Origin of the sequence: Phocaeicola paurosaccharolyticus JCM 15092, assembly GCF_000613805.1 — a bacterium.
Classification (GTDB): domain Bacteria; phylum Bacteroidota; class Bacteroidia; order Bacteroidales; family Bacteroidaceae; genus Phocaeicola; species Phocaeicola paurosaccharolyticus.
The window spans coordinates 1-12,464 of record NZ_BAJR01000018.1; the positions used below are offsets into that span (position 1 = coordinate 1).

At 35.2% G+C, this 12,464-nt stretch carries 8 protein-coding genes, 1 tRNA gene and 2 pseudogenes; 8 read left to right on the forward strand and 3 right to left on the reverse strand.

The window, feature by feature from the left end; all coding sequences use genetic code 11:
* The coding region (locus tag JCM15092_RS16620) for a transposase (RefSeq protein ID WP_024994302.1) at window positions 1-642 on the forward strand (642 nt) is incomplete at its 5' end.
* Between the two features lie 70 nt (window positions 643-712).
* Window positions 713-1,696, forward strand: a pseudogene (locus JCM15092_RS15545) (ISAon1 family transposase).
* 98 nt (window positions 1,697-1,794) lie between these two features.
* Here JCM15092_RS15545 and JCM15092_RS08575 read toward each other — a convergent pair.
* The 3 genes from JCM15092_RS08575 to JCM15092_RS08585 all read right to left on the reverse strand — a co-directional run bounded on the left by JCM15092_RS08575 (window position 1,795) and on the right by JCM15092_RS08585 (window position 3,696).
* A tRNA-Lys gene (locus tag JCM15092_RS08575) sits at window positions 1,795-1,870 on the reverse strand.
* A 114-nt stretch (window positions 1,871-1,984) separates the two neighbouring features.
* Complete coding sequence (locus JCM15092_RS08580) at window positions 1,985-3,088, reverse strand: AI-2E family transporter (protein ID WP_024994303.1); 1,104 nt, start codon at window positions 3,086-3,088, stop codon at window positions 1,985-1,987.
* Window positions 3,089-3,099: 11 nt separating this feature from the next.
* Window positions 3,100-3,696 (reverse strand): thymidine kinase, encoded by a 597-nt coding sequence (locus tag JCM15092_RS08585; protein WP_024994304.1) that lies wholly within the window; start codon window positions 3,694-3,696, stop codon window positions 3,100-3,102.
* A gap of 186 nt (window positions 3,697-3,882) precedes the next feature.
* Here JCM15092_RS08585 and rsmI point away from each other — a divergent pair, with 186 nt between their 5' ends.
* The 6 genes and pseudogenes from rsmI (at window position 3,883) to hflX (ending at window position 12,444) form a co-directional block, all read left to right on the forward strand.
* Complete coding sequence (rsmI, locus tag JCM15092_RS08590) at window positions 3,883-4,557, forward strand: 16S rRNA (cytidine(1402)-2'-O)-methyltransferase (RefSeq protein WP_024994305.1); 675 nt, start codon at window positions 3,883-3,885, stop codon at window positions 4,555-4,557.
* 25 nt (window positions 4,558-4,582) lie between these two features.
* Window positions 4,583-5,432, forward strand: a pseudogene (locus tag JCM15092_RS15550) (Cbp1 family collagen-binding glycoprotein adhesin).
* Between the two features lie 81 nt (window positions 5,433-5,513).
* Window positions 5,514-6,206: a YjjG family noncanonical pyrimidine nucleotidase gene (locus JCM15092_RS08600; RefSeq protein ID WP_024994306.1), complete on the forward strand. Its 693-nt coding sequence runs from the start codon at window positions 5,514-5,516 to the stop codon at window positions 6,204-6,206.
* A gap of 244 nt (window positions 6,207-6,450) precedes the next feature.
* Window positions 6,451-9,531: a SusC/RagA family TonB-linked outer membrane protein gene (locus JCM15092_RS08605; RefSeq protein ID WP_024994307.1), complete on the forward strand. Its 3,081-nt coding sequence runs from the start codon at window positions 6,451-6,453 to the stop codon at window positions 9,529-9,531.
* A 25-nt stretch (window positions 9,532-9,556) separates the two neighbouring features.
* Window positions 9,557-10,978: a RagB/SusD family nutrient uptake outer membrane protein gene (locus tag JCM15092_RS08610; RefSeq protein WP_024994308.1), complete on the forward strand. Its 1,422-nt coding sequence runs from the start codon at window positions 9,557-9,559 to the stop codon at window positions 10,976-10,978.
* A gap of 215 nt (window positions 10,979-11,193) precedes the next feature.
* Window positions 11,194-12,444, forward strand: a complete 1,251-nt coding sequence (gene hflX, locus JCM15092_RS08615; RefSeq protein WP_024994309.1) for a GTPase HflX — start codon at window positions 11,194-11,196, stop codon at window positions 12,442-12,444.
* The last annotated feature ends 20 nt before the right edge of the window (window positions 12,445-12,464 follow it).

Genomic DNA, 12,464 nt, shown 5'->3' on the forward strand with positions numbered 1-12,464 from the left:
TTGTCACAGATTAATGAATGTGATATTGTCATACAAACATTCTTGGATGAATATCAATCTATTATCGATAGCTTCGATCTTTCTACTTTACATAGGTATAAAAGAAAGAAGAATTCACGTTCTAAAAATGCTCCAAAATTTGATGTTGAACAGTATGCTTATTGCCTGTGGGGAGTAAATGTTTTTAATATCCCAGGCTTGAAGGACAGTGCAGTAATGCAACTGTTAGGTGAACTCGGGCATGATTTCGTAGAAAAATTTGAAACAGCTGAAAATTTTTGTAGTTGGTGTAATCTCGTTCCAAATAATAAAATATCCGGAGGAAAAATATTATCAAGTAAGCTGCCAAAGAGAAAAAATCCTGTTGGCCAAATATTTAGAATTGCAGCTTCGCCTTTATCACGTGACAAGGGTGAAATGGGAAATTATTATAGACGAATGAAAGCGAAAAGTGGAGGTATACAAGCAAATGTTGCGACTGCACATAAGATTGCAAAAATATTCTTTACTATCGTAAAAAAGAAGATAGAATATGATCCTTGCAAAGTTGGAATAGACGAAAAGGAATTAATTAAAATCAAAATGGCCAGATTAGAGAATTCTTTAGAAAAGCTGAATAGGAAACTTGCGGAAGCTAGTTAAAAAAATATAACATATTTCTGAATGTATCTGATTATTCATTTGTTATAAAACTGTTCTATGGAAGAATTATATTGATAGATTACCTGTCAGCTGTAAACTGCTCGGTGAACTCTATGGGTAGATGGTGAACTTCTGGAACGGCAATACCGTAATAATCTTAGTGGTTATCTGAGATGGGATCAGCTTCCACATGCAGAAGACTATTTATTGTTTGAAAAGAACATTGGAGCCTATGTCTGCATTGACGAAGTTGCCCTTTCACGAGGTGAGCTCTATACTATCCTTACCAATAAGGAGGGGCATGGCAGAAAAGGAAGTCTTATTGCTATAATAATAAGGAACAGATGTTCGTACTATTAGTTCTGTACTTCTGAAACTTCCACGACGACGTAGATACCAAGTACGAGAGATTACACTTGATATGGCTCCCAACATGGAACAGATTGCACGAACATGTTTCCCTGCCGCTAAAAGAGTAACTGACCGTTTTCATGTACAGAAACTGGCATATGAAGCCGTTCAGGAAATGCGTGTGAAAGCGCGTTGGGAAGCCTTGGATGAAGAATCAATACAGATAGCTCATGCCAAAGCATGTGGCAGAATGTATCATGCACCAATGTTCTCCAATGGGGATACGAGAAAACAGTTACTGGCAAGAAGTATTTATCTGCTTTACAAGAAAGAATCACTATGGACAAAGTCACAAAGAGAGAGAGCAGATATACTGTTTAAAGAGTACCCCGATATAAAGAAAGCCTATTATCTGGCCATGAGATTAGGCTTGATATATCATCAATGTAAATTTAAGGATGCCGCTCTTACAAGACTTGCAAGATGGTATGATGAAGTGGATAAATCAGGATTCCTTGCATTTGGGAGAGTGGCAAGATCTATTCAAACGCACTATCTTAATATCATCAACTTCCTTGATAAAAGATCTACAAATGCCGCGGCTGAGTCTTTCAGTGCTAAAATTAAAGCATTTAGAGCACAATTTAGGGGAGTTAAAGATAAAGCATTCTTTCTATACAGAATTAGTATGTTATATGCATAAAAAAATGAATCCCTCAACTTTTTACGTTGATCCGATTAGATTAAGCTGAAGCCTTCTTAGTAGAAAAAAGAAGAGGAGTTCGTATGAACTCCTCTTCTTGGTGATCCGCTTGGGGCTCGAACCCAAGACCCCAACATTAAAAGTGTTGTGCTCTACCTGCTGAGCTAGCGAATCATTTAATAATGCTATTCCTCTGAATTGCGAGTGCAAAAGTAGAGGCTTTTTTCGAATTATGCAAGTCTTATAGCGACTTTTTGCATTTATATTTCCAATAAAATTCTATTCTCACTAATTCTCAGAGGGTTGGTCGTTTGAATATTCTTCCTCTTTTCTTTTAATATATCTCTGATAATAGGAAAGCATTAGGCTTGTACATGGCAAAGCAATAATCATTCCCACTATTCCCATGAGAGAACCCCATACAGATAGTGATAAAAGTATGATAGCCGGATTAAGACCAGTAATCTTTCCCATAACTTTAGGTACTATTATAACATCTTGAATTATCTGTACAACGCAGAATACCACTATTACTCCAAGCATAATTATCCAGAAGCTCTCACCTGTATCTGCTGCCTTGAGTATGGCAAGTACAGTCATAGGAAGGAATCCCAGCAGTTGCAGATATGGGACCATGTTAAGTAACCCAATAAATAGTCCAAGTCCTATTGCAAGAGGAAAATCAATAATCAAGAAACCTATGCAGAACAGAATACCGACACAGAAAGCTACAATAGCCTGCCCTCTGAAATACCTGTTCATACCATTCTTTATATCGTTCACAACTTCTACAGTCTTATCTCTGTATTTCGAAGGAACCAGCGATACCCATCCTTCAGAAATCTCTTCATAATCTAGCAAGATAAAAAACGTGTATATAATGATAAAGAATATACTAACAATCCCCATAACTATGCTGAATGACTCAGATAATATCATCCATACTTTAGGAGCGATCTCTTTAATGGTTTCACTGAAGTTCTCTCCATTAAGAGCATTAAGGATGTACTCCATATTTATGTGTTCTGTAATAAATTTCTCTATTCCAGCCGGTATTGCAGATTGCTTGTTGCCTTCCGATATATAGCTTGCTATTAAATCCTTAAACCTGTAGAACTCATCAACTATAGATGGGACAATAAGATATGATAGTCCAGTGATAGCAGCAATAATAAATATGAAAACAGCAATGATGGATAGTACACGATTTTTAAATCTCAACTTGTGTTGAACAAAGTTTACGCAAGGGTACATCATGTACGCAATCAGCCATGCAATAAAGAATGGAAGGAGAACACTGCTTAGAATATCTATAATATATAATATTCCAACAATTATTATGGTAGTTAGTATGCCCCTGATAAAACTGTCAAAAGTGATCTTCTTCTGCATGTTGATAAGTATTATATTTTTTCTTCTTCCTCTAGACTTTTCATAAAGCATCTGCGGCAGAGAGGTTCATAGGTATCTTTCTCTCCTAATAACACTCTTTTCTCGCTTTTTGTTATTCTATGTGATGCGTATGCCAAGTTTCCACATTTCACGCAAATAGCATGAACTTTAGTAACCTCGTCGGCTATGGCACAAAGAGCAGGAATAGGGCCGAAAGGAATTCGTTTGAAGTCCATATCAAGACCGGCTATAATAACTCTCACTCCATTATCTGCAAGTTGGTTGCATATATCTACAAGTCCATCGTCGAAGAACTGTGCTTCGTCAATTCCTACCACATCAATATTTGATGAGAATAGAAGTATGCTGGCAGATGAATCAACAGGTGTTGATTGTATAGCGTTGTGATCATGCGATACTACCTCTTCATCAGAATATCTTGTATCTAATGCTGGCTTAAAGATTTCAACTTTCTGTTTAGCGAAGTTAGCTCGTTTAAGTCTTCTTATAAGTTCTTCGGTCTTGCCAGAGAACATTGAGCCGCATATAACTTCTATTCTACCTCTTCTACGTGTCTCTTGTATATTATCTTCAGAAAAAATTGCCATTTGTGTAAAAAATAGTTCTTATTCATGCAAAAATAGTATTTGTAAGGAAAAAAACCTCTGTTGTCTCTCTTTTTATTGATTATATTGAAAGATAAAGATACAACATCTGTTAAAAACTATGTATAGATAGTACTCTAATACAAAAACTTTTTAACTTTGCCCGATACTAACTCAATAAAAAGCATTATGGGGAAACTGTATGTCGTTCCTACTCCAGTTGGAAATCTCGAAGATATGACATTCAGAGCTATTCGTATATTGAAGGAAGCAGATCTGATACTTGCTGAAGATACTCGTACTTCGGGCATACTTCTTAAGCATTATGAGATAAAGAATGCTTTACAATCACATCATAAATTTAATGAACATAAGACTGTCTCTTCTATTGTAAATAGAATTGAAGGTGGAGAGACTGTTGCTTTAATATCTGATGCAGGAACTCCTGCTATTTCTGATCCGGGTTTTCTCTTGGTTCGTGAATGCGTAAGAAACGGCATTGAGGTACAATGTCTTCCAGGTGCAACAGCTTTTGTCCCTGCATTAGTTGCTTCAGGTTTGCCAAACGAGAAATTCTGTTTCGAAGGTTTTCTGCCTCAGAAGAAAGGACGAGTTACACGTCTAACTCAGTTACAGGAAGAGACGAGAACAATGATTTTCTATGAATCACCATATAGATTACTTAAAACCCTTACTCAGTTTGCCGAGTTTTTTGGCAGTGAAAGATCTTTATCTGTCTGCAGGGAAATTTCAAAAATCCATGAAGAGAGTGTAAGAGGAACATTGGCTGAAGTTATAGCTCATTTCACAGAAACTGAGCCAAAAGGAGAGATTGTAATTATATTAGGTGGAAAAGAAAAATAATTAACAACTCTAATTATAAAAGAAAATGAAAAAGTTATTGTTTTTATCATTATGTGTTGCCATGTTGGCATCATGTAATAATGGAGCTAAACAGGATCCTTTGAAAGCACAGAATGACTCTTTGTTAGTAGAACTTTCCAATCGTGATGCTGAACTTGACGAGATAATGCTCATTTAATGAGATACAAGAAGGATTCCAGCAAATTAATGAAGCTGAAAATCGTGTAGACTTACAAAAAGGCTCTGTACAGGAGAATAGCTCGAATGCAGCTAAGATAAAAGAAGATATTCGTTTTATCAGTGAGAGAATGCAGGCTAACCGCGAGCAGATTGCTAAATTGGAGAAACAACTTAAGAACTCAAGTTACAACTCTGCACAGTTGAAGAAGGCTATTGCAAATCTAACTAGCGAACTTCAGGCTAAACAGCAGCAGATTGAGACTCTTCAAGCAGAACTTGCTTCAAAGAATATCCGTATTGCAGAACTTGATGATGCTGTAGCAGGATTAAATCAGGATGTAGACGACCTTTCATCACAGAATGAAGCTAAGGCAGCAACACTGTCAAGCCAAGACAAAGCTCTCAATACAGCATGGTTTGTATTCGGAACAAAATCTGAGTTGAAAGATCAGAAGATTCTTCAGAAAGGTGATGTTCTCAAGAACTCTAATTTCAATAAAGATTACTTTACTCAGATAGATATCCGTACTGATAAAGAGATTAAACTCTATTCAAGCAAAGCTGAACTTCTTACTACTCATCCAGCCGGTTCATACGAACTTGTTAAAGATGCAAAAGAGCAGTTGGTTTTGAAGATTACTAATCCAAATCAGTTCTGGAGTGTATCTAGATATCTTGTTATTCAGGTAAGATAAGAAGATTACTAATATAAATTTAAGGACTGTATCTGAATAAGTACAGTCCTTTTTTATTATAAGCATAATAACAAAACAATAATAATGTATAAGAGTATATTTATAGACCTTGATGATACAGTGTGGGCTTTTTCTGATAATTCCCATGATACATTTAAGCAGATGTACGACAAGTTTGATTACAGTCGCTTTTTCTCATCTTTTAATCATTTCTATTCACTATATAGCGAACGTAACCGAGAACTTTGGGTGGATTATGGACAAGGCAAGATTACTAAGGATGAGTTAAACAAAGAGAGGTTCAGTCATCCGTTAAGAGTTGTTGGAGTTGATGATGATAATTTACCTGCCATGTTTAGCAAATCTTTCTTTGAGGAAATTGCCTTGAAGGATAAGTTGATGCCAAATTGTAGGGAGGCTCTTGAGTACCTTTATACAAAATATGACCTATATATATTATCAAATGGCTTTCATGGTCTGCAGCAGAAAAAGATAGACTCATCCGGAGTCTCAAAATATTTCAAGAAAATTATATTATCTGAAGATGCCGGAGTTCATAAGCCATATAAGGAAATTTTTGATTATGCTCTTGCTCAAACAGACTCTCAGGCAGAAACTTCAATTATGATAGGAGATAGTTGGGAAAATGATATTCTGGGAGCGCATGATGCGGGATTGAGCCAAGGGTTTTACAACATCAATTCAAGTGTGAATATGAGTTTCAACCCTACATTTATATTTCATGACTGGCTAGAAATTTCCGATTTCTTATAATTTTTTTAAAGAATAATTCCAATTTTACATTTTATTTTATAGATCGTAACATTGCTTTATTTTATATTTCTTTATTTATTTTATGACAAAAGTAATAAAAAAGGCGATAAATATGCAGAAAATGATATTGTTTATGATAATTTTATATTAAAACGTATTAAAATGTAAAAAATATTAATATCTTTGCGACTTGTTATTGTAATTAAAATATATTAATTAAGTCTTAAACTTTAAGAGAGAATTTATGAAAAGAAAATTAATGCTATTATTAACCTTACTTGTAATGAGTATAGGTTGGGCAACAGCACAAACATCCAAAGTCTCTGGTGTAGTTACAGCAGAGGAAGATGGTTTGCCCGTAGTAGGTGCCTCTGTTCTTGTGAAAGGTACGACTGTTGGTACTGTCACAGATATTGATGGTAAGTTTAACCTAACAAATGTCCCTAGTTCTGCAAAAACTTTAGTTGTTTCATACATTGGTATGAAAAGCCAAGAATTAGCAATCAAACAAAATATGTCAATTGTTTTGAAGGGAGATGCTGCAGTTCTTGAAGAAGTAGTTGTAACAGGATATGGAGTTACAAAGAAAGCAGCCTTTACAGGTGCAGCAACAACAGTTGCTACAGATAAGATTATTAACAAAACAGATGCCAACCCAATTAAAGCTTTGGAAGGTACTGTTGCTGGTTTGCAGTTGAATGTTGCATCAGGACAACCTGGAGCTCCTGCTAATATCTTTATTCGTGGACGTAACTCTATAAATTCAGGAACTCAGCCTCTATACATTGTTGATGGAGTACCTTATAACTCTGCAACAGTAGGTGTACGTTCTGATGAAGGACAAGAAACCAGCCCATTGGCAAACTTGAATGCAAATGACATTGAGAGTATGACTGTCCTAAAGGATGCTACTGCAACATCTATTTATGGTGCTCGTGCAGCTAATGGTGTTATTGTAATTACTACTAAAAAAGGTAAATCAGGAAAAACTAAGGTTAATTTCTCTGCTAAAGTCGGAGTTCAGATGATGCCTGCACATAAGCAATATGACTATTCTCCTGTTAGTGCTGATAAGTATAAAGAGATGTGGCTTGAAGCAATGAAGAATGAAGTAAGTGTTTACGGTGATGATAGTACTGTAAAATACTATATGGATGGTCTTGGATTGAACTATGATGAAGCAGGATATACCGAATTTTTAAATTGGGGTATTGGTAACACAAGTCCTGAAGGAACTGCAACAAACTGGTTGGATGAAGTAACTAGAAATGGTTTGACTCAAGAATATTCTTTAGATATACAGGGTGGTAGTAACGATCCACGTGGAGCTAAATATTTCTTATCTTTGAACTACTTAAATGATAAAGCTATTGTCAACGGTAAGGATTTGAAACGTTATTCATTCCGCTATAATTTTGACCAAGCTCCATCTAAATCTGTAAAATACGGATTTAATACAAACTTTGTTTATTCTGAAACAAATATGGGTTCAGGTGGTGGATATTTCACTGATCCAATCACTCAAGCATTTATGCAAAGTCCAATCACATCAGTTAAAAACACAGATGGTAGTTGGAACTTTGCTACTGTAAATGGATACAATCCAGTTGCTATTCGTAGTGAATTAGGTGATCAGAGTTTAGCAAAACAGTATCGTATATTGTTGTCACCTTATGTACAAATTAATTTTACTCCTGAGCTGTACTTTATGAGCCGTGGAGGTGCTGACATCTATCTAGTTGACGAATTTGGATTCTGGTCTTTCTTGCAGCCACAGGGCTCTGATATGAGAGGTATGGGTGAAAATAATAATACAACTCGTACATTATTGTCAATAACTAATACATTAAATTATATAAAGACATTTAATGAGAAACATAACATAAATGTTTTATTAGGACAAGAAGCACAATATACTTATTTGAAGGAAGCATATCTTTCTGGTTCAAATTATCCTGTTGATTACTTACCTCAGGTATCTAACACAGCTGTTCCAGGTAGCGCTTCTACAAGAATTAATCGCGTAGCATTAGCTTCTTTCTTTGCAAATGCAGAATATGATTATAATAGTAAGTATTATGCATCAGCAAGTTTCCGTATGGATGGTTCTTCTCGTTTTGGTAAGAATAACCGTTGGGCTCCATTCTTCTCTGTAGGTGCTAAATATCGTATTTCTGATGAGGCATTTTTGAAAGATAATGCAACATGGTTGAATAACTTGACATTACGTGCTTCTTATGGTACATCTGGTAACTCTGAAGTAGGAGCATCATGGTATGCATCTCGTGATCTATTTGGATTTGGCTATAACTACAATGGCATCCCAGGTATGGCACATGAGCAATTCGGTAATGAAGATCTTAAGTGGGAAAGAACTCAGAAATTTAATTTTGGTATAGATATAACATTCTTGGATCGTTTTACTGTTGAAATGGATTATTATAATCACCGTACTACAGATATGGTGTTTGCTGTACCTACATCTTTTGTTACTGGTCTAGATTCTTATTATAAGAATATCGGTGAATTAAAGAATACCGGTTTTGAAGCTACTTTAACAGCTCAAATTATTAACACAAAAGATTTATCATGGAATGTAACACTTGTTGGTTCTCATAATAAGAATAAGGTTGTTAAATTGAGCACAGATAACCCTATTGAAACTACTTATCAAATAACTGAAGTTGGCAAACCTTTATATCAATTCAAGATGAAAGAGTTTGCTGGAGTTGACCCTCAAACAGGTAATCCTACTTGGTACTTGAATGAGACAGGAGATGAAACAACTACTAATTATAATAAGGCTACTAAACGTTATTTAGGAAGTGCTAACCCTGATTTCCTCGGTTCTTTAAGTAGTACATTGAACTATAAGGGATTTGATGTATCATTCCAGATGAATTATTCTTTAGGAGGAAAAATATACGGTAATAACTTACGTTATGACGAACAGATTGGTGGATCATTTGGTGAAAACTTTACAGAATATGTTTATAAAAACAGATGGCAGAAACCTGGTGATATAACAGATGTTCCTAAATTGACAGCATTTGGTTCTTCAAACAAGGCATCAAGCCAATTCTTGATGGATGGTGATTATTTAAAGATTCGTTCATTGACCGTGGGATATACATTACCTACAAGTTGGACTGAAAAGGCATTCATTAGCCGTTTAAGACTATATGTACAAGCTGATAATATTTACACATTTGGTGCAAGTAACTATCGTGGTTTCGATCCATCGGGTATTGGAGCTAACGGAGTACAATGGTGGAACTTCCCAAGCCCAAGAAATATAGTTTTTGGTGCTAATGTTAGTTTTTAATTTAAACTTATAAAAGAATAAGACAATGAAAAAAATATTTAAATATGCACTTACAGCTACATTGATAATAGGTTTAAGTTCTTGTAACTCTTATTTTGATGTAGATTTAGAGCAAAACATTCCTTCAGAAAATGCATACAAAAGTGCACAGGATGTACAAAATGGTATGATTGGAGCATATTATGCTTTAGGAACTTATCGTTTTTATGGAAGAAATGTATTAGCTATAGGTGATATGGCTTCTGATGTTGCTTCTGCTGACGCTTCATCTGGTCATTATGTATCAATTAATCAATATACTATTAGTGATACAGAGGGAGATATATTAGATACATGGGACTATGGTTATAAATTGATTGATAGATGTGTACGTACTATACAAGGTGCTGAAGCTATTGAGAGTAAAGCTACCGAATTAAAATTAAGTGGGTCTGATCTTAATAAAATTAAGTCTTGCAAATCACAATGTTATGCATTGAGAGCTTTAACTACTTTTACAATGACTAACCTTTGGGGACTTCCATACCAACCAGGTAAAACAAATAGCCAATTGGGTATATGTTTATTAGATAAAACTCCTCTAGAAGCATTCAAAAAAATTGAACGTTCTACAGTAGAACAGTGCTACAGTCAGGTATTATCTGATATTAAATTAGCTAAAGACTTTTATAATGGTGAAGATATCATGAATGGCTCACCACAATTCTATTTTAATGAAGCTGCTATTTATGCATTAGAGGCACGTGTAAATCTTTATATGGGTAAATATAAGGAAGCTGAAGCCGCTGCAAAGAAAGCTATAGATTTAAGAGCTTCTGGAGATGTATCTAATGAGATGTATGTTAACATGTGGAATTCTACATCAATAACTAATGAAGACATACTTACTATTGCAAAATCTGATGATGATAATTTATCAGCAAATGCGTTAAATACATTGTATGGTTCATATGGTGGTACTATTGCAAAAACTGCTACTTCTTTATTTAAAAGCACTGATTCACGTAAAGCAATTTTAGATATTAAAGCTTATAAATTCTGCGGAACATCTACTTCTCAAGCTACAAGTAATATTCCTGTATTCCGTAAATCTGAGATGTATTTGATTATTGCTGAATGTGAAGCTCGTTTGGCAGATGGTACTTTGGAGAATGCTCAGAATGCACTACTTTATACTGCAAAAAGAGATGCTAGTATTAAAACTATTGCAGATCTTCCTCAGACTAAAGCTGAATTGCTTACTTTCATAGCTAAAGAAAGAGTTCGTGAATTGTTCCAGGAAGGACACAGATGGTTTGACATTCGTAGAACCGGCGAAGTAATCTCTACTGCTAATTATTCTAAGTTTGATGCTTCTAAGTTTGTTTATCCTGTTCCAGCTGATGAGATTAATGCAGGTTTCTGCACTCAACAGAATGATGGTTGGGAAGACGCATTGCCACAATAATATTTAACTATAGATGGTTTAGAGAGGATGTGTTATTATAACACATCCTCTTTTTATGTTAATACAAAATGAAATTAACTACGGTGTGTTGTGAAATAAGAAAAATTCTAGAAATGTATAATATATAAGATTCATGATATAATAGTTTAAAAAGGGTGAACATGTTTCACCCTTTTTTTGTTATATTTGTCACATACTTATAGATTAGTTGATAAATGAAAGAATTTGTAATTTCAGAGGCGCAGGTAGAAACTGCAATTTTGGTTGGACTAATTACCCAATCGCAGGATGAACGTAAGACAAGTGAATATCTTGACGAACTGGAGTTCCTGGCTCACACAGCCGGAGCAAATGTTGTGAAGAGATTTACACAAAAGATAGAACCAAATAAGGTAACATATGTAGGAAAGGGTAAACTAGAGGAGATACATAAATATATTGAAGAAGAAGACGAGGCAGAAAGAGAGATTGGTATGGTTATTTTTGATGATGAACTCTCGGCAAAGCAGATACGTAATATAGAGGCAGTACTTAAGGTGAAGATTCTTGACCGTACATCTCTAATACTTGATATCTTTGCAATGCGTGCACAGACTGCCAATGCTAAGACTCAAGTAGAACTTGCCCAATATAAATATATGCTTCCACGTCTTCAAAGATTGTGGACTCACCTTGAAAGACAGGGCGGTGGCTCTGGAAGTGGAAAGGGTGGATCTGTAGGGTTGAGAGGTCCTGGTGAGACACAGCTCGAAATGGACCGCCGTATAATTCTAAACCGTATGTCTTTGCTTAAGGAGAGACTTGCAGAGATTGACAGGCAGAAAATTACACAGCGTAAAAACCGTAGTGAACTTATACGTGTAGCACTTGTAGGTTATACTAATGTTGGAAAGTCTACTTTGATGAATCTCATAGCAAAAAGTGAGGTTTTTGCTGAGAATAAACTATTCGCTACTCTTGACACTACTGTTAGAAAGGTTATTATAGGCAATCTGCCATTCCTTCTGACAGATACTGTAGGATTTATTCGCAAACTTCCTACAGACCTTGTAGACTCATTTAAATCAACTCTTGACGAGGTACGTGAGGCAGACCTGCTCATTCATGTGGTAGATATCTCACATCCAGATTTTGAAGAGCAGATAAACGTTGTAGAGAAGACTATAGCTGAACTTGGTGCATCCGAGAAACCATCAGTGATTCTTTTCAATAAGATTGATGCATATTCATATATCAAGAAGGATGAAGATGATCTTACACCAAAAACAAAAGAGAATATATCACTTCAAGAGTTGATGAATACATGGATGGCAAAACTTAATGATAACTGTTTCTTCATTTCAGCTAAAGAGAAAACAAACCTTGATGCATTGAAGGATAAATTATACAATAGAATACGTGAACTTCATGTACAGAAATATCCATATAATAACTTCCTGTACCAGACTTATGATGATATTGAGTAAGAGTAATTAAATACTATATT

What these genes read in the sequence shown, in the direction of transcription:
- JCM15092_RS08580 (WP_024994303.1), bottom strand. Translation starts at nt 3,088, where the DNA reads ATGCAGAAGAAGATCACTTTTGACAGTTTTATCAGGGGCATACTAACT.
- JCM15092_RS08585 (WP_024994304.1), bottom strand. Translation starts at nt 3,696, where the DNA reads ATGGCAATTTTTTCTGAAGATAATATACAAGAGACACGTAGAAGAGGT.
- rsmI (WP_024994305.1), top strand. Translation starts at nt 3,883, where the DNA reads ATGGGGAAACTGTATGTCGTTCCTACTCCAGTTGGAAATCTCGAAGAT.
- JCM15092_RS08605 (WP_024994307.1), top strand. Translation starts at nt 6,451, where the DNA reads ATGAAAAGAAAATTAATGCTATTATTAACCTTACTTGTAATGAGTATA.
- JCM15092_RS08610 (WP_024994308.1), top strand. Translation starts at nt 9,557, where the DNA reads ATGAAAAAAATATTTAAATATGCACTTACAGCTACATTGATAATAGGT.
- hflX (WP_024994309.1), top strand. Translation starts at nt 11,194, where the DNA reads ATGAAAGAATTTGTAATTTCAGAGGCGCAGGTAGAAACTGCAATTTTG.